This is a genomic window from Paraburkholderia sp. MM5477-R1 (assembly GCF_050436385.1).
Classification (GTDB): Bacteria; Pseudomonadota; Gammaproteobacteria; order Burkholderiales; family Burkholderiaceae; genus Paraburkholderia; species Paraburkholderia tuberum.
Window position 1 is genome coordinate 937,995 of sequence record NZ_JBNDMC010000005.1, and the last position, 23,129, is coordinate 961,123.

Genomic DNA, 23,129 nt, shown 5'->3' on the forward strand with positions numbered 1-23,129 from the left:
GCTTGTCTCTCTGTCTGGGTAAGGGTTTCTTATGCGTGCTCTGCGTGTTTCTGTGCCCGCGCTGTCTCGCGGCCGGGGCCGCTGCCTTCATTCGAGGCGGCCCGCGTCAGCATCGTGCGCGGCACGAGCAGGATCAGCACGCAACTGACCAGCAGACACGCACCGAGTGCGTAAGTGCCGTTGTTGATGTCGCCGGTCAAATCTTTCGCCACGGCGGTGATCATCGAACCGGTAAAGCCGGACAGATTGCCGATCGCGTTGATCATCGCGATGCCGGCCGCCGCGGCGGCGCCCGACAGCAGCTGTCCCGGGAACGTCCAGTAAATCGGCATCAGCGCAAGGATGCCGGCGGTGGCGATCGTCAGAAACGTGATCGCCCACACCACATGATGCGCCAAAGCCGCGCTCATGATCAGACCGATTCCGCCGATCAGCGCGGGAATCGCCGCATGCAGGCGCCGCTCGCCGGTTTTCTTTGAATGCGCGGCGTTCGCGAGCGTCGCAATGATGGCCACGCCGTACGGAATCGCGGTCAACAGGCCGATATGCAGCGGATCCTGCACGCCGGTCGCCTTGATGATCGACGGCAGCCAGAACGCGAGGCCGTAGAAGCCGGTATTGAACGTGAGCAAAATCGCGACCAGCAGCCAGACGCGCGGATCGCGCACCGCCGAGCCGAAGCGCGCTGTCTTGTGCGCGCTTTCGCGCTGCAGATTCGCCGCGAGCAGGCTCTTCTCCTGCGGCGTGAGCCAGCGCGCGCGGTCAATGCCGTCGTCGAGCGAGAAGTACACCACGAACGCGGTCAGCAGCGACGGCACGCCTTCGATCAGCAGCATCCATTGCCAGCCCTGATAGCCGAGCAGGCCGGCCGTATGGTCCATCAGCCAGCCCGACACGATGCCGCCGAGCATCAGGCTGACCGGCATTGCGATCAGAAAGCCTGACATCACGCGACTTTGGCGCTGCGACGGAAACCAGAAGTTCAGGTACAGAATCACGCCGGGGAAGAAGCCGGCCTCGCAGAGCCCGAGCAGAAAGCGCAGGATGTAGAACATCGTCGCGGTTTCGACGTGCGCGACGCGCGCGAGCGGCGCGACGAACGCGAGCGCCATCGACACGAGTCCCCACGTGAACATGATCCGCGCGATCCAGAAGCGCGCGCCGTAGCGATGCAGGAACACGTTGCTGGGCACTTCGAAGATGAAATAGCCCCAGAAGAACACGCTCGCGCCGATCGCGTACATCGTGTCGGACAGGCCGAGATCGTCGAGCATCTGCAGCTTCGCGAAGCCGACGTTCACGCGATCCAGATACGCAACCACATAGCACAGCAACAGTACCGGCAGCAGCCGGCGCACGACCTTGCGATAGGTCCTTTCCTCGAACTCGTCGACGCGCGCGGCGGGCGCGACGATGGCGGGCGGTACGGCGGTCATTCGTATCTCCATCAGCGTATTTTTGGTCGGAAATGCCGTTGCCTCGCGGTTCGTGCGATTTGGCACCGCCAGTTAAGTTACCGGTAACATTTCTAGCTGTGGATGTTACGCCCGGCTTACCAGCCGGACAACCGAGGGATATCCCTGATCTGTTTAATTAAGGGGAGTGCTAGTGCGCCATCTACGCGCTATCGCGTGCAATCACCGTGAAATCGATCTTCACCGCTTTCCTGCGCTGCACCTCACCCGCTTCGCGACCGGCGAGCGCCGCGAGCAGCGTTTCGCCAGCGCGCAGGCCGATGCCGTACGCGTCGACCGACACCGTCGTGATGCTCGGCTGACAGCACCACGACACCTCGAAGTTGCCGAACCCGGCGACCGCGATGTCGCCCGGCACCGACAGCCCGCGCCGGTGACACTCCATGATCGCGCCGAACGCCGACATGTCGCTCACGCACATCACGGCCTCGGTATCGGGCCACGCGTCGAGCAATGCGCCGATCGCCGGTGCGCCGTGGCTCATCGTGATCGGCGAGTCGCCGAGCCGGATCACGCGCGGCTCGCCGAGGCCGAGCGCCTTGATTTCGGCGACGTAGCCGCGCATCCGGTCGTGCCCGCGCCGGTCGCGCTCGCTGGCACCCGCGATGAAGCCGATCCGCCGATAACCGCGCTCGTGCAGATGCCGGACCATCGCGCGCGCCGCCGCCGAGTTCGAAAAGCCGACGACCGTATCGATTGGATCGCTGGGCAGATCCCACATTTCGACGACCGGAATGCCGGCGCGCTGCAACAACATGCGCGTCGCCTCGGTGTGCCGGCCGCCCGTCAACGCGACGCAGCGCGGCTGGTGACGCAGCATCGAGCGCACCAGCAGTTCTTCCTGTTCCAGACGGTAGTCCGTGTCGCCGAGCAGCAGTTGCAGACCGTGCGGGCCCAGCGCGGCATTCAGTCCGCGCACGGTGTCGGAGAAGTTCGAGCTGGACAGCGACGGCACCAGCACCGCGACGAACGCCGAGCGTCCCGACGACAGCGCGCCTGCCGCCGCATCGGCGACGTAGCCGAGTTCGTCGATGACCTTCTGCACGCGTTCGCGAGTCGCCTGCGACACGTTGCGGCCGGCGAGCACGCGCGACACGGTCATCTTCGAGACGCCCGCGCGTTCGGCAACATCGGACATGCGGGGCGGGACTGGCGGCCTGGACGTCATGATAGGTATCGGGGCGAATGCGCGAAAGTCATGGAACGCACATGATAGCGGGCCGCTCCTTGCGGAGCGACCAGGCAACGTCAGGGTTGCGTTTTGCGGCCTGTCCTGTCGCTGTGTTTTTGTCGTCTAGCGCTCGAAGCCCACCGTGCAGCGCGCCTGAGCCTGCCCCGCCGCCGGCGCGCGGAACGAGAACAGCCCGCCCGCCTGCGGTTGATGCCGGCGCTCGACCGCCGTCAGTCCCTTCCATGCGGTGGACACATAGACGGTTTGCAGATCGTCGCCGCCGAACGCGAGCTTCGTCACGTTCGCGCACGGCAACGGCACCTGATCGACCAGCTCGCCCACCGCCGAGTAACGCTCGATCCGCCAGCCGCCGAACAGCGCGATCCACACGAAGCCGTCGGCATCGACTGCCATGCCGTCGGGATGGCCGTCGCCGGAGATCGCGGCGAAGATGCGCTTGCCCGACAGCGTGCCGTCCGCGGCGACGTCGAAGGCATAAACTACGCGCCGCATCGTGTCGTTGTGATACAGCGTGCGGCCGTCCGGGCTCATCGCCGGGCCGTTCGTGATCACGTAGTCGTCGTCCTGCGCGATTGCCGCGCCTTGCTCGTTCACGCGATACAGCGTGCCGCTCGGCGCCTCTTCCGCATCGTCCATCGAGCCGAACCACAGGCGTCCCCGTGCATCGACGAAACCGTCGTTGAGGCGGTTGCCCGGCAGATGCGGTTCGACCTCGGCGAGCTTGCTGAACTCGCCGCTCGCCGGATCGAAGCGATGCAAGCCGGATGGCAGCCCGCATACGAACGTGCCGTCCGCGAGCGGCGCCAGAAAACCGGGCTGATCGGGCGCCTGCCACGTCCGCTGCTCGTCGGTCGCGACGGACAGCCGATGAATCCGGCGCCCCTTGATATCGACGAAATACACCGCGTTTTCGGCGGCCTGCCATAGCGGCCCTTCGGCCAGCTCGGCGCCGACCGCCCATACGCACACTGCGACCGGCATGCTCATTCTCCGTACCACCCTGCGTCGACGAAGTAATCGCGGCCGGAGCAGCGTGATGCGTCGTCGGACGCGAGGAACAGCGCCATACGCGCGACGTGCTCGGGCTCGATGCGCAGTTGCAGACACTGACTCGCGACGACCTTCGCTTCGCTTTCCGCCGATTGCCACAACTGCATCTGCCGCGGCGTCTTCACCGCCCCCGGGATGACGCAATTCACGCGGATGCCCGCGCTGCCGAGATCACGCGCGAGACCACGCGTGAGGCCTTCGATGCCGGCCTTGGCAGTCATATAGATCGCGAGGTTCGGCAGCGCGACATGCCACGACACCGAGCCCATATTCAGGATCACGCCGCGCCCCGCGCGACGCATACTGTTCGCGGCGGCCTGCGCGCAGAAGAACTGGTGGCGCAGATTCACCGCGATACGGTCGTCCCAGTAGCTCGCGGTGAGCTCGCCGATTTCGTGCCGGTCGTCGTTGCCGGCGTTGTTGACGAGCACGTCGATCGGGCCCGCCGCATCGACGATTGCGGCGAAGGTGTGTTCGATCGCTTCGACATTTTTCAGGTCGCAGCGGCGGAACAGCGGCGGATGCTTCGCGTGGCGAAGCGTTTCCTGCAGCGCGAGCGAATCGTGCTCGCGCGACATGCCACGACACCGAGCCCATATTCAGGATCACGCCGCGCCCCGCGCGACGCATACTGTTCGCGGCGGCCTGCGCGCAGAAGAACTGGTGGCGCAGATTCACCGCGATACGGTCGTCCCAGTAGCTCGCGGTGAGCTCGCCGATTTCGTGCCGGTCGTCGTTGCCGGCGTTGTTGACGAGCACGTCGATCGGGCCCGCCGCATCGACGATTGCGGCGAAGGTGTGTTCGATCGCTTCGACATTTTTCAGGTCGCAGCGGCGGAACAGCGGCGGATGCTTCGCGTGGCGAAGCGTTTCCTGCAGCGCGAGCGAATCGTGCTCGGCGACGTCGAGGAAGAACACGCGCGCGCCTTGCTGCGCGAACGCCTCGACGATCGCGGCGCCGATCCCGCTGCCGCCGCCGGTCACGACGATGGTTTTGTCCGACAGACTTGGATAGGTTGCGTACGACATCAGATTTTCCACTTGTTACGAGTAGGACCACACACAGGTAGGCGCTCGCCGCCCTGACCCGCCGCTCAGGCCACGATCTCGACCTCGCTCAGCATGCGCCAGTTGCGTTCGAGCGTTCTCGTCGCGGAGCCCGCGACGGCGACCGTGCCGCTCAGATGAATGTCGCGGCTCGAGCTGCCGACCAGCAGATCGAAGTCACCAGGCTCGACGATACGCTCGCCGCACGCGTCGGTGAAGTTCAGCATGTCGACCGGCAGTTTCACGCGCACACGCACCGACGCACCGGCCGCGAGCGGCACGCGCGCAAACGCCTTCAGCTCGCGAACCGGCCGCGCGACCGACGCGTGCCGGTCGCGCACGTAGATCTGCACGATCTCGGTGCCGTCGCGCGCGCCGATGTTGTCGACCGTGAAGCTCAACTCGATCGTACCGCTTTCGATCGGCACTTCGCTGTGCGCGAGCGCGAGATCGCCGTAACGGAACTGCGTATAGCCGAGACCGAAACCGAACGGATAGCGGCAGCCGAAATGGTATGCAATCGGCGTTCCCGCGCTCTTCAGACGATGGTTATACACGTACGGCACGGCGCCCGCGCTCTTCGGCACCGACAGCGGCAGACGGCCGCTGAAATTGGCGCGGCCCACCAGTAGATCGGCCAGCGCCTCGGCGCCACGCTCGCCCGGCGCGAATGCCATGATCTGCGCGGCGATGCGGTCTTCGAGGCCGCCGAGATTGTACGGACGGCCGCCCGTCATCACGACGACCGTCGGCGTGCCGCTGTCGACCACCGCCTGCAGCAACGCCTGCTGCACACCCGGCAGGTCGAGGCTGTCGGTATCGGACCCTTCGCCGACCGTGCCGGACTGGAACAGCCCCGCCAGATCGCCGACGAACACCAGCGCGACGCCCGCTTGCCGCGCAGCTTCGAGCGCGGCCGCGATGCCGTCGGTGTCCTTGCTGATCAGCTCGTCGCAATGCGCGTCGCCGGTCAGATCGAGCGACACGTCGCCCGGGAACACCGGCGCGCCCGCGCGGCGCTCCTTGATGATGTCGCAACCCTGCGCGTGAATGACGCGCTCGTCGCCGAGCAACGCGCGCAGCGAACGCAGCGGCGTCGCGATCGAAGCAGTGGACTGCTCGCCGCTGTTGATCAGGTGCACCGGGAAGCTGTAGCCGGCGAGCAGCGCGAGCGGATCGTCGGCGGTCGGGCCGATCACCGCGATCTTTTCCGAGCCGTGCGCGTCGAGCGGCAGCACGTCGCCTTGATTGCGCAGAAGCACCGCCGATTCGAGCGCGACCTGATACGCGGTATCGCCCGCGGTCGCGCTTTTCACGTCGACGCGTTCGGGATCGACGTACGGATTCTCGAACAGGCCGAGCTGGAATTTCACACGCAGCACGCGCGAGACGGCGGTGTCGATCGTCGCTTCGCTGATCTCGTTGCGCTCGAGCGCTTCCTTCAGATGCACCGCGCACTCGTGACCCGGCAGCTCGACGTCGAGACCGGAGTTGAACGCGAGGGCCGCGGCCGACGCGCTGTCGCGCGCCACCGCATGATGGCTGAACAGCAGGTCGACGCCCGCGTAATCGGCGACGACGAGACCGTCGAAGCCCCATTTCTCTCGCAGCCTGTCGTGCAGCAGCGCGCGATCGCCGTGACAGGGTACGCCGTCGACGTCGTGATAGGCGGGCATCACCGAGCCCGCGTTCGCGAGCTTCACGGCCATTTCGAAAGGCAGCATGAACACGTCGTTGAGCTCACGCGGACCGACATGCACCGGCGCATGATTGCGGCCGCCTTCGCTCGCCGAATGACCGACGAAATGCTTGAGCGTCGCGAGCAGATCGCGCTGTTCGCCCTGCAGGCCCTTCACGTAATGACACGCGAGCACGCCAACCAGATACGGGTCTTCGCCGAGCGTCTCCTCGGTGCGGCCCCAACGCGGGTCGCGCGACACGTCGAGCACCGGCGCGAGCCCCTGATGACAGCCGATCGAGCGTGCCTGCTCGCCGATGATCGTGCCCACTTCGCCGACCAGTCGCGCATTCCACGTCGCCGCATAGTTCAACGGCGACGGGAACAGCGTCGCGTCCTTGATCATGAGCCCGACGAGGCATTCCTCGTGTGACATCACCGGAATGCCGAGGCGCGTGTCTTCGACCATCTTGCGCTGCAGCTCGTTGAGCGCGCGTACGCCTTCTTTCGGATCGACCGTATGCGTGCCTAGCGGACGCGTGATCTGGCCGAGGCCATGCTGCAGGATCTCGTCGACCGTTATCTGGTTGGCGCTCTGCGCGAAATCGATGCTACGCGCCTTGTGATTGCCATCGGCCGACAGCTTCAGCCACGCGGCGTGAAGCTGCGCGATCTTTTCGTCGAGTGTCATGCGCGCGAGCAGATCGGCCACGCGCTCTTCCACGGCTGCCGCTGGATTGCGGTAGAGCGGGACCTCACTTTGGCGAAGCAACATCGAAAACTCCTTTTTTTATCGTGGTGTACGAAGCGCATGAAGCGCCGACAAATCCGTTGTTCCTGACAAGCGTGCGGCATGGCGTTGCTTCAGCCCGGATGCCATTGCCTTCTATTTCAGATACCTTTCCAGACTTCGCAGTCCTGCTAATCGATCGAACGCAGCCGCGACTCGAATTCGCCGTGTTTGATCGACTACGGGTCGTTCGTCGCGTCTAGCGACGCGATGCAATGGGACCGCGATCGCAAGCGGATCAGTGCAGACGCGGCAGCGCGAAATCCTTGTCGTCGAACACGTGGCACGCGTGCGGTGCGAACGCCAGTTCGACGCGTTCGTCGTGCGTCACGCCACCGTCGCCGGGCAGCTTGGCGATCATCGTGTTGCCGTCGCGCACGCCACCGTCCACATGCACGTAGCTGTGCTCGCCCATCCGCTCGACCAGGCGCACGGCGCAGCGGATTGTCTGCACGCCGGGCTGCGCCGACGGCAGGGCAAGATGCTCCGGCCGGATGCCGAGCGTGACCTGCGAACCGACGCGCTGCCTGCGGCCGTCGACCTCGGCGCGCACGCGCTCGCCAGTGGTCAGCTCGACCTGAATGCCCTTGTCGTCGACCGCGAGCACCGTGGCCGGCATGAAGTTCATCTTCGGCGAACCGATGAAGCCAGCGACGAAGCGGCTCTTCGGCCGGTGGTACAGATCGAGCGGCGCGCCGATCTGCGCGATGCTGCCGTGTTTTTCCATGTCCGCGCCGGCGTGCAGCAGCACGATCTTGTCGGCGAGCGCCATCGCTTCGATCTGGTCGTGCGTGACGTACACCGCGCTCGCGCGGTTGAACTCGCGATGCAAACGGGCGATTTCGGTACGCGTCTGCACGCGCAGCGCGGCGTCGAGATTCGACAGCGGCTCGTCGAACAGGAACACGCCCGGCTCGCGCACGATTGCGCGCCCGATCGCCACGCGCTGGCGCTGGCCGCCGGACAGCGCAGCGGGGCGGCGTTCGAGGTAGCTGTCGAGTTGCAGCGCGGCAGCGGCACTGCGCACCTTCTTGTCGATGGTGGCCTTATCGACCTTCGCCTGACGCAGCCCGAATGCCATGTTCTCGTACACGCTCATATGCGGATAGAGCGCATAGTTCTGGAACACCATCGCGACCTGGCGCTTCGCGGGTTCGACGTTGTTCATCAGTTGACCGTCGATGCGCAGTTCGCCGTCGGTGATCGATTCGAGACCGGCGATCATGCGCAGCAGCGTGGACTTGCCGCAGCCCGACGGCCCGAGGAACACGCAGAATTCGTCCTTGCCGACTTCGAGGTTGGCGTCGCGGATCACCGAGTTACCGCTCGTATAGGACTTCTGTACGTTAGTGAGAGAGATGCTTGCCATATCGTTTATGCGAAGTTCGGTGTGCGGGCCACTTTAGCCCGCACGATTCGAGGTGGTGTGCGATGCGGATCAGCCCTTGAGCGAGCCAGCCATCATCCCCTTGATCACGCGCTCCTGACCGAACGCGTAGGCAACGATCAGCGGCAGCGACGTGAGCACGAGGACGGCCAGCATCGAGGGTATGTTCGACGCGTATTGCCCCATGAAGTCCCAAATCGCGAGCGGCAGCGTACGGTGCTCGGCCGTCGACGTGAGCATGTACGCGAAGATGAACTCGTTCCACAGACCAATGCCGTTGAAGATCGTCACAGTGGCGAGCCCCGGTGCCGAAAGCGGGAAGAAAATACGCCAGAAGATGCGGAACGGACTGCAGCCGTCGAGCTGCGCCGCTTCTTCGAGTTCGCGCGGAATCTGGCGCATGAACTCGGTCAGGATGAAGATGGACACCGGCAGACTGAGGGCCACATAAGGGCCGAGCAGCGCGAACGCGGTGTCGTAAAGGCCGAGGTTGCGCGTGAGTAGATAGATCGGCACGAGCGTCGCATGCAGCGGCACGATCATGCCGGCGACCACCAGACCGAACAGCGTCTTGTTCAGCGAGAAGCGCAAGCGCGCAAACACGTAGGCCGCCATCGCACTGATGATGACGATCAGCAGCACCGACACGCCCACCGTGAACACGCTGTTACGGACATAAGTGAAAAACGGCCCCTGCAGCACTGCCGCGTAGTTACCCCAATACAGGTGGCCCGGCGGCGCCCACACCGACGTCGCGAAGGTCTCTTCCTGGCTCTTGAAACTCGATGCGACCATGAAGAGAAACGGAATCGTCGTGACGGCCAGCCAGATCAGCGCCAGCAGAGGAACCCCCACGCGGGGGAAGCGTAGTTTCTTGTTCATGGTTCAGACCTCGGTTGCATAACGGCGGGTGAAGTACATCGACACCGCCGCCACCGTGATGACGATAAGGAACATCGCCGAGCCGATGGTGCTGCCGTAGCCGAGTTGGAACGAACTGAACACCGTGCGATACATGTAGGTGGCCATCACCTCGGACGAGCCTTCGGGGCCGCCACCGGTCATGACGAAGACGAGATCGAAGTAACGCAGCGAGCCGAGCACGGACAGCAGCACAGCGGTGCGCACCGTGCCTTGCAGGTGCGGCAGCTTGATGCGCCAGAAAATGGTCCACTCGGATGCGCCGTCGAGGAGCGCAGCCTCGTTGACCTCGGCCGGCATCGACGAGAGGCCGGCGAGGAACAGGATCATGTAGAAAGGCGCGTTCTGCCAGATGATCACGGCGATGGTCGCACCTAGCGAAAAATGCGGATCGCCCAGCCAGTCCTTCGCGAGGCCATCAAGCCCGAATGCCTGCAGCGCGACGTTGACCGGACCGAAATTCGGATCGTAGATTTGCTTGAACAGCACGCCGATCGCCACGCTCGACATCAGCAGCGGCAGGAAATAGAGAACCTTGAGCAAGCGCGAGCCACGACCGGCCTTCTCCAGCAGCACGGCGAGCGCGAGCGCGATCGGAAGCTGGACGACGATCGACGCGACAGCAAGAATCACGTTGTTCTTCAGCGATTGCCAGAACACCATGTCGTGCGCGAGCCGCGCCCAGTTCGCGAGCCCGATATAACGGGCAGTGTTGCCGAGACCGTTCCAGTCGAGCAGCGACAGCCGCAGGCTGGAGACGAGCGGATAAAGCAGGAACACGGCCAGCAGCAGCAGCGACGGCGCAAGAAACACAACCGTGACGAGCGTTTGCGATGAAAATCTCAGCCGGCGTTCGGGTGTAGCGGAAAGTGCGATATTCACGGGCTTGTATGCCGACCGGCACCTCGCGGTGCCGGTCGGACTTTTCTTTAAGACTGGAGATCAGCCGCCCTTCTTCGAAGCGGCTTCCATTTGCTGCGCAGCAGCCTCAGGCGTCAGCGACAGACCGAACAGTGCTTGCGTCGTGTCCTTGTGCATTTCACCGAGGGCCGGCGGCAGTGCCTGGTCGTACCAGAGCTGCACGCTCGGGGCCGCGGCAAGCATTTGCTGCAGACGCTGCGTGAACGGATCGTCGATCTTGACGTTATTGACCGGCGGAAGCTTGTGGTCATCCGACGCGCGAGCCTGCATCGCCTGCTCGTCGGTCAGTGCCTGGATCAGCTTGAACGCTGCGTCCGGCGTCTTGCACTCGGCCGAGATGCTGAGGAAGCCATCGCCGACCGTGCCGATCAGGTCGCGCGGATCACCCTTGCCACCCGGCACGCTCGGGAACGCGAAGAAGTCCAGATCCTTCGAGAAGGTCGGATTTTCGTTCGCGATCGTCGAAGCTTCCCAGGCGCCCATCAGCTCCATGGCAGCCTTGCCCGTGTACAGCAGGCGGCGCGAGGCGCCCGAGTCGTAATCGAGACCGTTGATGCCCGGTGCGAACGCGCCAGCCTTCACGAGTTCCTGAATGCGCTTGCCGGCTTCGACGAACGCCGGATCTTCGAAGCCCTTGCCCTTGCCTTCGATCGCGTCCTTCACGACTTGCGGACCGCCGATACGGTCGACGAGGTACATGTAGTACATCGAACCGGTCCACTTGTTCTTGTTCGCGAGCGAGAACGCTGCAACGTTGTGCGACTTCAGCACTTCAACGACGTGCATCAGTTCATCCCACGTCTTCGGCGGCGTGATGCCGTACTTCTTGAAGACTTCCTTGTTGTAGAAGATCACCGCGGTCGCCGCGTTTTCGGCGGCGACACCGTAGGTCTTGCCGTCGAACGTCGTGACATTCCAAGACGATTGCATGAAGCGGCTGCGGTACGCCGGATCTTTCTCCAGGTACGGCGTGAGGTCGGCGATCTGGCCGGATTTCACGTACTCGTGCAGCCCGCCGCCGCCCCAGTTCTCGAACACGCACGGCGGCTGGTTCGCGCCGAAAGCGACCTTCAGCTTGGTCTTGTACGCCTCGTTCAGGACGTGCGAATTCTCGACCTTGTAGCCCGGAACCGCCTTTTCGAATCGATCCGACGCGTCGCGAATAATCTTGCTCGACGACGCATTGGTCTGCTGGTCCCATACCGTGATCGTTTTGGAGTCCGCCGCTACGGCGTTCGAAACAACTGCAGACAACGAAAACAGCAGCGCCGTCGCGCCGATGATGGGCCGCGCTTTAAACAAAGCCGGGTACGCCATGGGTGTGTCCCCTCTTCTGGATTTATAAGAAATCGCCGAAACGTTAACGTTAGCCTTAACGTTAGTCAATGTTAGATCGATGCGTGAAGGAAGGCTATGCGGGATTTTACCTGGTCCCGGCGGACTGCGACGCAACTGCCGCATAAGATTGACCGATCGTGGGAAAGCTGAAATATATAGGGTTCTGCTAGAATAACGACTACATAAACGGTATCGCTAACGCGATTAGCGAGTCGACCCATCCAATGACCTCTCGCACACCTTCGACCCGCATGGCAAGACAGACCCCAACGCTCGAGCACGTTGCCAAGCTTGCCGGGGTGTCGCAGATGACCGCGTCGCGCGCTCTCAACGGCCGTCCCGGCGTGTCGCGCGAAACCCGCGACGAAGTACTGAGAATCGCGTCGGATATCGGTTACGTCGTCAACCGCACCGCGCAGAAACTGTCGGGCGGCCGCAACGGCATCATCGGCATCATCACGCCGACACTCGACACGCAGTTCTCCAGCGAACTGATTCTCGGCGCGGGCCGCGCGGCGCGTGGCGCGGGCTGCGAGATGCTGGTCTACACGGTGTTCGACGAAGATCGTCATACGCATCACGACCTGCTCGGGCTCATTCAGCAATTCTCCGACGGTATCCTCGCCATTCTTCCGCGCGAGTCGCTGTGCCTCGAGGCGCTCGCCACCGCGAAGGTACCGGTCGTCGTCGTTGATCAGCGCGGCACGCTGACGGGCTTCCCGTCGGTGTCGGTCGACAACTACGGCGGCGCCTGTCTCGCGGTCGAGCACCTCGCCGAGCTCGGTCACAAGCGCATCGCGTTTCTGGCCGGCGACGAAACGATCGAAGGCGTGCGCGACCGGCAACGCGGCTATCACGACACGCTGGCTCGCCTCGGCCTGCCGCGCGAAGACGCGCTGGTCGCCGCGGGCGACCTCTCGCAAATGATGGCGTTCGACGTCACGTTCGACCTGCTGAACCTCGCCGAGCCGCCCACCGCGATCTTCACGGCCAACGACCAGAGCGCGTTCGGCGTGATCGCCGCCATCCGCGAAGCGGGACTGCGCGTGCCGGACGACATCTCGGTGATCGGCTTCGACGACATCCCGATGTCCGAGCAGTTTCACCCGGCGCTCACCACGATCCGCCAACCGTTCCAGCAAATGGCGCGCTCGGCGGTCAACACGCTGCTCGCGCAGATCGCCGGGATCGACGCCGCTTCGCAACGCATCACGCTTCCGGCGGAACTGGTGGTGCGCGATTCCACCGGCCCAGTCCGCACCAGGCAGCGCCGCGTCCGTCACCAGATCGTTTCGACGTAAGTCGACGCGCGCACTTTCGCATCCGAAGTCACGAGCGCGCCGCCATGCGTGCGCGCGGTCGCGACGATCAGGCGTTGATGCAAGGCGAGCGTGGGCGGTAGCGTGGCCGCGCGAAACGCGATCTCGGTGTTGACCGGAATCATCCGCACGCCGTCGAGCGACAGAAACGTCGACATCCAGCTGCGCGCGTCCATCGACAGTCCGAGACTGCCGACCTTCACGAACTCCGCGATTTCGAACGCACTGATTGCCGAAATCAGGATCTCGCCGCCGGCGAGCTCCCGATCGATCGCATCGTGCGCGGCCTGGCTCAGCGCTTTCTGCCTGCCGAGCCAGCACACGAGCGCAAGCGTGTCGAGCGTGATCATTACTCGTCCTGCTCGGCAGTGACAGGCTGCAACGCGTGCTTCAGGTTGAAATGCGTAATCGACGCGCGCAGCAGCTCCAGCGGATTTTCCTGCTTGCTGCGATACGGCCGGATTTCGATGGTGGGTTGCCCGCGGTCGGTGACGACCACGGTTTCGCCCAATGCCTCGACCTGACGGAACAGCTCGCAGGCCCGGGACTTGAAAATGGCTTTAGATACTCGCTTTTCCATGACGCTCTCCACCCAGCAAAAATCCAACGGTATTTTTTGTATCGGGCCGGTGCGCCCGCAGGCGAACACCCGCGATGCGTGCCCGACATTCTTTATCAACCTTGCTCTCAGTCGTTGCTTCCCAGCCTACTGCCAGGAGCTCCCTCAAGCTCCAATCCAACTCGCGGCGACAACTACCGTAACCGCGACACAGCCTGCAACGGTCGCGCCAATTCCTGCGCGCAACCGATGCACGTTCATTTAATCAATTGGTTTTACACAGACCGCTCTTGCCATACCGGGTCGCGCCGGATAGCGGCGCGGCGCGTCTTGGCTTGCAATGTTTTGCCCCGTGTTATAGATCTTCGAATAGATGCAAACTTGCCAGAACGTTACCCTTAACGTTAGCGGATGTTAATGGCGCATGTTCGCGGCCGCCATGCGGAGTTTACCTAAGCTCCGAACCACTATCCGACCCCTCGACTGGACCCTCTAAATCAAGCCCGGCAAGGAGAAAGCTCGATGCAAGGCGTCGAAAGTACTGCGTAATATTTAATGCGAACTGGCTAACGTCATCGCTGCTTGCGTCAGTCTTCCTCGTTCGATGCAGGGGGTCCTGATGAAGGCTCCGCATCGAAATGCAGGATCCACGCATGCAACGATTCGCGCGGCTTTACCGTTGCTCACTCGCCGACATCGGCCTGTCAAACCACCGCGCCGACGTCCTCGCCGACTTCGGGTCGCGCGAGGCTCACCGCGGCGCCGTTCGCATCGAACAGCGTGACCGACGACGACGCCACCTTGATCCCGACACGCGCGCCGACCGCGTGCTGCGCGTCCTTCTTGTCGAGCTTCAGCGCGATCGCGTGCGCCATGCCATCGAGTCGAGCATGCAGGATCGAGACGTCGCCGAGATGCTCGACCAGTTCGACACGCGCGGCGAGACCTTCGTCGAGCGAGCCGATGCCCAGATGCTCGGCGCGCACCCCGAGCGTCAATTCGCCACTGACCGGCTGCGCCAGCCGGCCGGGCAGCACGATGCGCTGGCTCGCGCCGGCAAGCGCCACGACGGTTTGCGCATCGCTTCGCGACACCAGCGTCGCGGCCAGCATGTTCATCTGCGGCGAGCCGATGAAGCCGCCGACGAAGCGGTTCGACGGCCGCTCATACAGGTCGAGCGGCGCGCCGGTCTGCTCGATGCGGCCTTTGTTGAACACGACGATCTGCTGGCCCAGCGTCATCGCCTCGACCTGATCGTGCGTGACGTAGATCATCGTCGTGCCGAGTTCGCGATGCAGCTTCGCGAGCTCGATACGCATCTGCACGCGCAGCGCCGCATCGAGATTCGACAGCGGTTCGTCGAACAGGAACACGCGCGGCTTGCGCACGATCGCCCGTCCGATCGCGACGCGCTGGCGTTGGCCGCCCGACAGCGCCTTCGGTTTGCGCTCCAGCAGATGTGTGATCTGCAGGATCTCGGCGGCACGGCCCGCCGCCTCGCGCACTTCCTTTTTCGACTTGCCCGACAGCTTCAGCGAAAAGCCCATGTTTTCCGCGACCGTCATGTGCGGGTAGAGCGCGTAGCTCTGGAACACCATCGAGATGCCGCGGCCCGTGGGCTGCAGATCGTTGACGCGTACGCCGTCGATCAGAATGTCGCCGCCCGTCACCGACTCGAGCCCCGCGATCATGCGCAGCATCGTCGACTTGCCGCAGCCCGACGGTCCCACGAACACCGTGAACTGGCCGTCCGGGATGCGCAAGTCGATGCCCTGGATCACCTGCGGTCCTTCGCCATACGTCTTCGTGACGTTGCGCAATACGAGTTCGCCCATTTGATGCCTCCTCCTCGATCCTTGTACTTGCAGACCCCGCGTGACGCTATCCCACTGCCGCACTACTGTCGCGCCACGCGAGGTTCGATGCGCCCGTCGCCGGGCGTGCGCCTCAGCGCACGGCCGCGACGCCGGCGTGTTGCGCGATCACGTCGCGATACCACAACGCGCTGTCCTTCAGCGTGCGCTCCTGGCTCGCGTAGTCGACGTAGACCATGCCGAAGCGCTTGTCGTAGCCCGACGCCCATTCGAAGTTGTCCATCAGGCTCCAGGCGAAATAGCCCGCCACGTCGACGCCCTGTTTCACCGCGTCCGACAAGGCGGCGAGATGCAGGTCGTAGAAGCGCACGCGCTCGGCGTCGTGCACGCGGCCGTTATCGAGCACGTCTTTCGCCGCGCAGCCGTTCTCGGTGATGTAGATCGGCGGCAACTTGTAGTCGGCGTTGATGCGCGTCAGCAATTCGGTGAGACCTTGCGGATAGACTTCCCAATCCATGTCGGTGAAGCCGAGCGCGCCCGGCGGACGCTTCTCGCCCGATGCGCTCGCGAAGATCCGCGTGTAGTAGTTGACGCCGAGGAAGTCCATCGGCGTGCCGATCACGTCGAAATCGCCGCTCCGGATCACGTCTTGCGGACCGTTCGCGCCATACCATTCCAGCGCCTCGGCCGGATACTCGCCCTTGAACAACGGGTCCATGTACCAGCGCACGAACTTCGCGTATTCGAGCGACGCGGCGGCCTGATCGTCGGGCGCATCCGTCGCGCCATGCGCCGGCGACTGGTTCAGCACGATGCCGAGCGGCGCCTTCACGCCATCGGCGCGCAGTGCCTGCAACGCGAGACCGTGCGACAGCAGCAGATGGTGCGCGACATGCGCGGCCTTCTTCAGATCGGCGTTGCCCGGCGCGAAATAGCCGGTTGCGTTGCCGAGCCACGCGGTGCACCACGGTTCGTTGTGCGTCGCGATCGATGCAACGCGATCGCCGAGCACGCTGCCGATCTTGCGCGCGTAGTCCGCGAAGCGATAAGCGGTGTCGCGGCTTTCCCAGCCGTTTTGCGTATGCTGCAGCGACAACGGCAGGTCCCAGTGATACAGCGTTGCGAACGGCTGGATGTCGCGCTCAAGCAAACCGTCGACGAGGCGCTCGTAAAACGCGAGGCCCTTGTCGTTGAATGCGCCGCGGCCAGTCGGCTGCACGCGCGGCCAGGCGATCGAAAAGCGATAAGCCTTGACCCCGAGTTCGGCCATCAGGTCGAGGTCTTCCTCGACCAGGTGATAGTGATCGCATGCGACATCGCCGTTCTCGCCGTTCACGACCTTGCCCGGCACGTTGCAGAACGCGTCCCAGATCGACGGGCCGCGGCCGTCCTCATGCGCTGCGCCTTCGATCTGGTAGGAACTGGTGGCGACGCCCCAGACGAAGTCTCCGTTGAATCGATACGTCGACATAGATGATGTTGTCCTGAATCGTCACGCCTGCTAGGGCGTGAAAAATGAAAGAGAGAATCTCAAGCCTTGACCGCGCCGGTCGTCAGACCGTCGATCAGACGCCGCGAGGTGAATGCAAACAGCACCAGCAACGGCAGCACCGCGACCGCGGAGCCCGCCATCACCGCGCCCCAATCCGAATTGGTCGGACTTTGCAGAATGCGCAGAGCGAGCGGCAGCGTGTACATCGACGGCGAACGCAGCACGACGAGCGCCGACAGAAAGTTGTTCCACGCCTGAATGAAGCTGATCAGTCCAAGCGTACCCAGCGCCGGTCCCAGCAGCGGCATCACGATGCTCCAGTAGATGCGGAATTCACCGCAGCCGTCGATGCGCGCCGCCTCGATCAGCTCGGACGGAATCGCCGCCGCGACGTACTGGCGCATCAGGAACACGCCGAGCGCGGCGGCCGCGCCAGGTACGTACAGCGCGCGCGGCTGATCGATCCAGCCGAGCAGGTTCATCGTCATGAAGGTCGGAATCATGCCGAGGAACGGCGGCACCAGCATTGCGGTCAGCGCGATCGCGAACAGCGTCTTCTTGAAGCGGAATTCGTACATCGCGAACGCGTAGCCGGCCATCGACGTGACGAGCAGCGTCAGCACGGTTTGCATCGTGGCCGTATAGAAGCTCCAGCCGAGATTGCGCCAGAACGGAATGTGCCGCATCAGCGAGGCCATGTTGTCGAGAAACGCGCTGCCGAACCACAGCGGGGGCGGCATCGAGAAAATCTCGGAACTCGTGTGCGTCGCGAACACGAACATGAAGTAGAACGGCGAGAACATCAGCAGCGCACCGGCCACCACGATCGCGTAGCCGATATAACGGCCCTTGTTGCTCGACGATTTCATCGCTGTGTCTCCTCGTTCATGCCGCTGCGGTGAAAGATCCGCGTGTTCAACCACATCAACGCGCCGATCGAAATGAACAGCAGCCATGCGATCGAACTCGCAGTGCCGAAATCGCCGTCGTGGAACGCGGTGCGATACATATAGACGGCCGTCGTCAGACCGGACTGGCTGGTACCCATGCCTTCGTTCGGCAGCAGGATGAACGGCTCTTCGAACAGTTGCAGCCCACCGATGATCGACAGCGTGACCGCGAAGAAAATCATCGGCTTGATCAGCGGAATCGTGATGCGGGTGAACTGTTGCCAGCCGTTCGCGCCGTCGATGCGCGCGGCCTCGTAAAGGTCCTTCGGAATGGTTTGCAGCGCCGACAGATACAGCACCGTGTTCCAGCCGACATAGCGCCAGAAGATCACCACCGACACCGCCGGCTTGACGTTCTTCGGGTTATAGAGCCACTCGATCGGATGCGCGGGCACGATCCAGTGCAAACCGGGCAGCTTGCCGAGATCGGCGATCGCGAGGTTGATCATGCCGAAGTCGGTCGAATACAGCGACGAGAAGATCAGCGCGATCGCGACGCTCGACGTGATGAACGGCAGGAAGTACAGGCCGACCACCAGGTTGCGCCAGCGGCGAAACGCGGTTTGCAGAAAGAATGCGAGCGGCAGCGCCACCAGATGCTGCGGCACGCCGGACATGATCGCCATCGACGCGGTGTTGTACAGCGACTTCCAGTACCACGGGTCGGTCAGCGTGAACGTGAAGTTCGACAGACCCACCCACTTCATGCTCGCGAGCCCCGCCGTCGCGTCCCAGCTCTGGAACGACAGGTACAGCGAAAACAGCAGCGGGAACGCCATGAATAGCGCGAACAGCAGGAAAAATGGCCCGAGAAACAGGTAGGGTGCGACTTTCACCGGATCGAGCCGCGAAGTTCTGCGCGGCGCGGCGAACGGCGCGGGCGAGCTCAGCACGTCGCTCGCGCGCGCATCGCGGGCGACCTCTGGGGTCGTGGGCAGCGGGGTGTTCATCAATGGTTCCGTCCAGTCGGGCGTAGCCGGGATCGATGACCGGCCACGCTGTTTGCAGCAGACTTGCAGCGCACTGCGACACACGTCGGTCGCGGCACGCAGCGTGCCGCGACCTTGCATCGATACCGCTTAACGGCGCACCCGATGCGCGATCTGGTCCTGCGCTTCCTGGAGCGCCGTATGCACGTCTGCGCCGTCGTCGACGACCTTGTCGAGCGCCGAGTGCACCGCTTCCTCGGCGACCTGGTCGTACTTGCTACGCTGGATCGCCGGGATGTGGGAGGCTGCGTCACGCCAGATCAGACGCGCTTTCTCGTTGCCGAGGAATGCGACCGGCTCCGCGAAGAACGTATCGTTCTGCGCGGCGAGCAGCGCGGGGAATGCGTCGATCGAACGGAACGATGCGAGCTGCGTGTCCTGGCGCGTCGTCAGGAACTTGATGAATTCCCACGACATCGGCTTTTGCGTCGCCTTCGCCGGGATCGAGTAGAACGTGCCGCCGAACGATGCGTACGCGTTGTTCGGCAGATTGGCCGCGCGCCACAGACCCTTCGTGTCCGGGGCGATCCACGACGACAGGTGGCCACCGAGCCACGCGCCCATCATCTGCGTCGAGACGGTCCCGCGCTTGAAGCTTTCGGCCCATTCGTTCGACCAGGGCGTGATCTTCGCGTCGAGACCGAGGTCGCGTGCTTTCTTCGCGAGCTCGAACGCCTTCACGAAACGCGGCGACGTGACGACCGGATTGCCGGCCTTGTCGAAGTACACGCCATCGCCTTCCTTCAGGTCGGCGCGAATGTAGATGTCCTCGATATCGCGCGACGATGCCATCAGGTACGCACCCGTCGCCTTCTTGATCTTCACGCCCGCCGCCAGGTACGAGTCCCACGACTTCGTCAGGTCGGCTTCGGTCACGCCCGCCTTGTCGAGAAGGTCCTTGCGATAGAACAGCGTGCCCGGACCGATATCGGCCGGCATGCCGACGATCGTGCCGTCCTGCGTGGTCGCCTGCGCGAACGTGTAGTTGATGAACTGGCTTTTGTACTGGCCCGCGTTATACGGCGCCTTCGACAGATCTTCGAGACCGCCGCCCGAGGCGAAGCGGCCGATAAAGCCGACCTCGACCGCCATCACGTCGGGCAGATTGGAGCTCGTCGCGAGTGCGGTGGTCATTGCGTTGTGGTGATCGGCGATCGCGAGCGACGAGACCTTGATGTCGACGTCCGGATGCAGCTTCTTCCACGCCGGAAGCGCGTCCTTGATTTCCTGATCCAGCTTCGGAAAGACCGCGACCGTCAACGTGGTGTTGGCGTGCGCGCCGACTGCGGCCAGGCTGAGCAGAACGGCGGCGGCAGAGCCTGAAAAGCGGAATTTCATTACTCGTCTCCTGAAGAACCCTGTTTGAATTGCATTCGATGAATACCCGGTTGCTGCGACCTACTTCCCCTGTTGTCTTTGTTGCTGCTTTGCTCGGTGCTGCTTTGCCTGGCGCTGAATGCGCTGCTGAATTTCTGCTTGACTGCCGATACCTGAAAGCGCTTTCACGTTGAGGCGAAAAAACAGCCGCTACGTAGGCGTATCCCCCCGTTTTACCGGCGGCGTGATTCGCCGCGTGGTTTCACGCGTCACGAGCGTGAGCGGAATCGGGCTTAGCGCGATCGACTGCTTGCGGATCATCTGCACGATGCCCTGTGCGGCGAGGCGGCCGATTTCGTAAGTCGGCTGGCGGACCGTCGTCAAAGGCGGCGTCATGTACGACGATGTCGGCAAATCGTCGAAGCCGACCAGCGACACGTCGTCCGGCACCCGCACGCCGCGGCGGAACATCGCGAGGCGCGCGCCGTACGCGGTTTGATCGTTTGCGCAGAACACCGCGCTGAACGATGGATGGCGCGCCATCAGGCGCTCCATCGCGGCGACGCCGCCCGTTTCGAGGTAATCGCCCTGCTCGACGAGATCGGCATCGAAGCCGATGCCCGCTTCCTCGAGCGCGGTCCGGTAGCCGACGAGGCGCTCGATCGCATCTTCGTGACTCGCCGGCCCGGCGATGAAGGCGATCTCGCGATGGCCTTGCTCGATCAGATGATGGGTCGCGTCGCGTGCGCCCTGCATGTTGTCGATCGGCAGGCCAGCGAGCGTCGCGCTGTTTTGTACCGCGCGGCCGAGTACGAGCATTGGCGCGTGCCGCGAGTAGTCGGTCAACGTCGACTCATCGAGTTGCGCGTGCAGCAAGATGATTCCATCGACGCGCCGCGCGATGAACTGCTCGAGGCGCGCCTTTTCGTCGTCGATGTTCCAGCGGCTGCTCACGAAGATCGGCGTAAAGCCCGGTTCGTACAACGACTCCTCGATGCCGCGCAGCCACTCGGCGTAAAACGGGCTCGACACCGCCTGCGTCAATACGCCGATCGTTTCGGTCCGCCCGCTCGCGAGACTGCGCGCGAGCACGTTCGGCCGATAGTTGAAACGCGCGATCGCCGCTTCCACCGCCTGCTGCTTGGCGGGAAGTACGCGCGCAGAACCGTTCAGGATCCGCGATACGGTGCTCGGAGAAACACCGGCCGCGCGCGCGATGGCTTCGAGCGTCACGTTGGGCGCAGCGGGTACGTTGGATACCTTGGGCGCGCCGGGTTTATCGTCGGAGCCGTCGTGGGTCATGAGTTCTGCCTGAATCCTGTGATGAAAGCGCTTTCGGATATGAAGAGGCGCACTACGTCCGGTGATGAATTCGAAAAAAAGAAAAAGCAGCCGATGCGACGAGGGTGGAGGAGGCGTCGCACCGGCCTCTCTATGAAAGAGAAATAAACAGTCCTTGAAACAAAGAGATCACTGCGATTGCTGATCAGGCAACCTCAACTCAGAACGAGGTCATGATCCCGGCGAACACGCCGGTCTGGCTATGACCATAGTTCGGGTTGCTGTTCGACGACGTGCCCGTCACCGCATCGAAGTTGTTGTTGCCGTACGGCCCGTTGCCGAGGTTCAGGTTCGACGTCGAGCTGTTGTGCACGTAGCCGGCTTCCGTGTACAGGAACGTGCGCTTCGACAGCGCGTACGTCGCGGCGAGCGTGAACAGCGTTGCATTGCCGTTGCCGTTGTTCGCGTTCGCGTGGTAGACCGCAGCCGTCAACAGCGTGGGCGACGTGACCTGCCATGCAGCGCCGACCCATTCGTGGTTCACACCGGTCGGCGCGCTCACGCCGAGAGGCTGCGACGCATCGGTTACGCCCACGCTCGCGTTGGTCGCGTCAGGCGCGCTCAGGTGCTGGTAGCCCGCGTACAGCTTGACCGGACCTAGCACGTACGTGCCGCCGACAAGGGCCATCCGCGAAGCAGAGTAGACGTTGTTGAACGAGCCGTTGGCGCCGCGCACTTCGTCATAGATCACCCGGACGTCGCCGTTGCCCCACGTGTACACACCTTCGACCGCGTTCGTACGACCCTGGCCGGTCGGCACGCCAGCCGAGTTGACAGGCGCCGAGTTCCAGCTCGTGTTGTTGGTCAGCGAATACTGGCCCTTCAGCACGAGGCCGCCGAACAGCACCGGCGAGTTGTACTCCGCGCCGTTGCTGGTGCTCGCCCAGTTGCGACCGCGCACCAGTGTCGAGATCGCGTAGCGCTGCATCACCTGCGGGTCGGTGCCCCAGCTGTCCTGCGAAAGTTCGCCGGCGCCGAGGTTACCGATCTTGAACAAACCCCAGTGGTCGTTCGTCAGGCCCACCGTCGCGTGGCGGCCGAACAGATTGCCGGCCGATGCACCGGTCATCGTGTTGAGCTGTCCTTCGAGCTGGAAGACCGTCTTCGTGCCGCCGCCGATATCTTCGGCGCCCTGCAGGCCGAACCACGAGCAACCCCAATCGCCGCTTTGCGCTGACCACGCGTGGCCGCCCGGGAGGCCGGTTTCAAACTGGATGCCGTTGTCGATACGGCCGTACAACGTGACGCTGCTCTGCGCATGGGCCACCGTCGTCGCGGCTGCCATCACCGACACAGCAATAAGCTTCTTCTTCATTTAGATATCCTTATATATGTATTTTGGCGTCTCCAAGCCGCACAGGACGCACGCGTTCTCACACGTTTTCCCTCTTGCCGAAATGTTCGCTACTTATTCGCTTCACATTTCGAGGCGATTATAGGGATGGCCTTGCGCCGCGCATCAAACTAACTGCTCAGGGAAAACGCTGTTATCGATAACAGTTGCGCGCCGGACGATCCCGCAGTAGCGCCCTGCTTTGTGACCATTACG

Annotated in this window: 18 protein-coding genes and 2 pseudogenes; 1 reads left to right on the forward strand and 19 read right to left on the reverse strand. The window is 63.4% G+C overall.

What is annotated here, in order from left to right:
- Positions 1-29 precede the first annotated feature (29 nt).
- The 10 genes and pseudogenes from OKW35_RS16655 to OKW35_RS16700 form a co-directional block, all read right to left on the reverse strand.
- Positions 30-1,436 carry an MFS transporter gene (locus OKW35_RS16655; RefSeq protein ID WP_184059190.1) on the reverse strand — a complete coding sequence of 469 codons (1,407 nt, stop codon included), beginning with the start codon at positions 1,434-1,436 and terminating at the stop codon, positions 30-32.
- A 181-nt stretch (positions 1,437-1,617) separates the two neighbouring features.
- A complete protein-coding gene (locus OKW35_RS16660; protein ID WP_429402118.1) occupies positions 1,618-2,613 on the reverse strand; it encodes a LacI family DNA-binding transcriptional regulator in 996 nt (331 codons plus the stop codon).
- A 156-nt stretch (positions 2,614-2,769) separates the two neighbouring features.
- Complete coding sequence (locus OKW35_RS16665) at positions 2,770-3,654, reverse strand: SMP-30/gluconolactonase/LRE family protein (protein WP_429552598.1); 885 nt, start codon at positions 3,652-3,654, stop codon at positions 2,770-2,772.
- A pseudogene (locus tag OKW35_RS16670) lies at positions 3,651-4,286 on the reverse strand (SDR family NAD(P)-dependent oxidoreductase); the annotation flags it as partial. The gene OKW35_RS16665 and the pseudogene OKW35_RS16670, both read right to left, overlap by 4 nt.
- A gap of 55 nt (positions 4,287-4,341) precedes the next feature.
- Positions 4,342-4,746 (reverse strand): annotated as a pseudogene (locus tag OKW35_RS16675) (SDR family NAD(P)-dependent oxidoreductase); the annotation flags it as partial.
- Positions 4,747-4,811: 65 nt separating this feature from the next.
- Complete coding sequence (locus OKW35_RS16680) at positions 4,812-7,217, reverse strand: glycoside hydrolase family 3 N-terminal domain-containing protein (RefSeq protein WP_429552599.1); 2,406 nt, start codon at positions 7,215-7,217, stop codon at positions 4,812-4,814.
- Between the two features lie 253 nt (positions 7,218-7,470).
- Entirely contained in the window at positions 7,471-8,601 is a 1,131-nt protein-coding gene (locus tag OKW35_RS16685) for an ABC transporter ATP-binding protein (RefSeq protein ID WP_184005355.1), read from the reverse strand.
- Positions 8,602-8,670: 69 nt separating this feature from the next.
- Positions 8,671-9,501, reverse strand: coding sequence for a carbohydrate ABC transporter permease (locus tag OKW35_RS16690; RefSeq protein ID WP_429552600.1), 831 nt, complete (start codon positions 9,499-9,501; stop codon positions 8,671-8,673).
- A 3-nt stretch (positions 9,502-9,504) separates the two neighbouring features.
- The gene (locus OKW35_RS16695) at positions 9,505-10,422 is read right to left on the reverse strand and encodes a carbohydrate ABC transporter permease (protein WP_239499173.1); all 918 of its coding nucleotides are present in this window, start codon (positions 10,420-10,422) and stop codon (positions 9,505-9,507) included.
- Positions 10,423-10,482: 60 nt separating this feature from the next.
- Positions 10,483-11,778 (reverse strand): extracellular solute-binding protein, encoded by a 1,296-nt coding sequence (locus tag OKW35_RS16700; protein ID WP_429552601.1) that lies wholly within the window; start codon positions 11,776-11,778, stop codon positions 10,483-10,485.
- Positions 11,779-12,050: 272 nt separating this feature from the next.
- Between OKW35_RS16700 and OKW35_RS16705 the strand changes: the two genes are divergently transcribed.
- On the forward strand, positions 12,051-13,100 hold the full coding sequence (locus OKW35_RS16705) for a LacI family DNA-binding transcriptional regulator (RefSeq protein ID WP_026226194.1): 1,050 nt from the start codon (positions 12,051-12,053) through the stop codon (positions 13,098-13,100).
- Here the strand turns inward: OKW35_RS16705 and OKW35_RS16710 are convergent.
- From OKW35_RS16710 to OKW35_RS16750, 9 genes are all read right to left on the reverse strand, one after another.
- The gene (locus OKW35_RS16710) at positions 13,079-13,468 is read right to left on the reverse strand and encodes a type II toxin-antitoxin system VapC family toxin (RefSeq protein ID WP_018422706.1); all 390 of its coding nucleotides are present in this window, start codon (positions 13,466-13,468) and stop codon (positions 13,079-13,081) included. The two genes, OKW35_RS16705 and OKW35_RS16710, sit on opposite strands and share 22 nt — an antisense overlap.
- Entirely contained in the window at positions 13,468-13,797 is a 330-nt protein-coding gene (locus tag OKW35_RS16715; protein ID WP_409259442.1) for a type II toxin-antitoxin system Phd/YefM family antitoxin, read from the reverse strand. The genes OKW35_RS16710 and OKW35_RS16715 overlap by 1 nt, the downstream gene beginning before the upstream one ends.
- A gap of 584 nt (positions 13,798-14,381) precedes the next feature.
- On the reverse strand, positions 14,382-15,512 hold the full coding sequence (locus OKW35_RS16720) for an ABC transporter ATP-binding protein (RefSeq protein ID WP_429552602.1): 1,131 nt from the start codon (positions 15,510-15,512) through the stop codon (positions 14,382-14,384).
- A gap of 112 nt (positions 15,513-15,624) precedes the next feature.
- On the reverse strand, positions 15,625-16,962 hold the full coding sequence (locus OKW35_RS16725; RefSeq protein ID WP_429552603.1) for a GH1 family beta-glucosidase: 1,338 nt from the start codon (positions 16,960-16,962) through the stop codon (positions 15,625-15,627).
- Positions 16,963-17,021: 59 nt separating this feature from the next.
- A complete protein-coding gene (locus tag OKW35_RS16730; RefSeq protein WP_429402100.1) occupies positions 17,022-17,852 on the reverse strand; it encodes a carbohydrate ABC transporter permease in 831 nt (276 codons plus the stop codon).
- Complete coding sequence (locus tag OKW35_RS16735; RefSeq protein WP_429552604.1) at positions 17,849-18,883, reverse strand: carbohydrate ABC transporter permease; 1,035 nt, start codon at positions 18,881-18,883, stop codon at positions 17,849-17,851. The genes OKW35_RS16730 and OKW35_RS16735 overlap by 4 nt, the downstream gene beginning before the upstream one ends.
- 129 nt (positions 18,884-19,012) lie before the next feature.
- The gene (locus OKW35_RS16740; protein WP_184068263.1) at positions 19,013-20,260 is read right to left on the reverse strand and encodes an ABC transporter substrate-binding protein; all 1,248 of its coding nucleotides are present in this window, start codon (positions 20,258-20,260) and stop codon (positions 19,013-19,015) included.
- A 189-nt stretch (positions 20,261-20,449) separates the two neighbouring features.
- The gene (locus OKW35_RS16745; RefSeq protein ID WP_429552605.1) at positions 20,450-21,541 is read right to left on the reverse strand and encodes a LacI family DNA-binding transcriptional regulator; all 1,092 of its coding nucleotides are present in this window, start codon (positions 21,539-21,541) and stop codon (positions 20,450-20,452) included.
- Positions 21,542-21,740: 199 nt separating this feature from the next.
- Complete coding sequence (locus OKW35_RS16750) at positions 21,741-22,895, reverse strand: porin (protein WP_429552606.1); 1,155 nt, start codon at positions 22,893-22,895, stop codon at positions 21,741-21,743.
- Between the last annotated feature and the right edge of the window lie 234 nt (positions 22,896-23,129).

Bases quoted from the DNA above. Each gene is read 5' to 3' on its own strand.
- OKW35_RS16745 (WP_429552605.1), bottom strand. From the start codon at position 21,541: ATGACCCACGACGGCTCCGACGATAAACCCGGCGCGCCCAAGGTATCC.
- OKW35_RS16660 (WP_429402118.1), bottom strand. From the start codon at position 2,613: ATGTCCGATGTTGCCGAACGCGCGGGCGTCTCGAAGATGACCGTGTCG.
- OKW35_RS16750 (WP_429552606.1), bottom strand. From the start codon at position 22,895: ATGAAGAAGAAGCTTATTGCTGTGTCGGTGATGGCAGCCGCGACGACG.
- OKW35_RS16690 (WP_429552600.1), bottom strand. From the start codon at position 9,501: ATGAACAAGAAACTACGCTTCCCCCGCGTGGGGGTTCCTCTGCTGGCG.
- OKW35_RS16735 (WP_429552604.1), bottom strand. From the start codon at position 18,883: ATGAACACCCCGCTGCCCACGACCCCAGAGGTCGCCCGCGATGCGCGC.
- OKW35_RS16720 (WP_429552602.1), bottom strand. From the start codon at position 15,512: ATGGGCGAACTCGTATTGCGCAACGTCACGAAGACGTATGGCGAAGGA.
- OKW35_RS16665 (WP_429552598.1), bottom strand. From the start codon at position 3,654: ATGAGCATGCCGGTCGCAGTGTGCGTATGGGCGGTCGGCGCCGAGCTG.
- OKW35_RS16710 (WP_018422706.1), bottom strand. From the start codon at position 13,468: ATGATCACGCTCGACACGCTTGCGCTCGTGTGCTGGCTCGGCAGGCAG.
- OKW35_RS16700 (WP_429552601.1), bottom strand. From the start codon at position 11,778: ATGGCGTACCCGGCTTTGTTTAAAGCGCGGCCCATCATCGGCGCGACG.
- OKW35_RS16655 (WP_184059190.1), bottom strand. From the start codon at position 1,436: ATGACCGCCGTACCGCCCGCCATCGTCGCGCCCGCCGCGCGCGTCGAC.
- OKW35_RS16680 (WP_429552599.1), bottom strand. From the start codon at position 7,217: ATGTTGCTTCGCCAAAGTGAGGTCCCGCTCTACCGCAATCCAGCGGCA.
- OKW35_RS16685 (WP_184005355.1), bottom strand. From the start codon at position 8,601: ATGGCAAGCATCTCTCTCACTAACGTACAGAAGTCCTATACGAGCGGT.
- OKW35_RS16740 (WP_184068263.1), bottom strand. From the start codon at position 20,260: ATGAAATTCCGCTTTTCAGGCTCTGCCGCCGCCGTTCTGCTCAGCCTG.
- OKW35_RS16730 (WP_429402100.1), bottom strand. From the start codon at position 17,852: ATGAAATCGTCGAGCAACAAGGGCCGTTATATCGGCTACGCGATCGTG.
- OKW35_RS16705 (WP_026226194.1), top strand. From the start codon at position 12,051: ATGGCAAGACAGACCCCAACGCTCGAGCACGTTGCCAAGCTTGCCGGG.
- OKW35_RS16725 (WP_429552603.1), bottom strand. From the start codon at position 16,962: ATGTCGACGTATCGATTCAACGGAGACTTCGTCTGGGGCGTCGCCACC.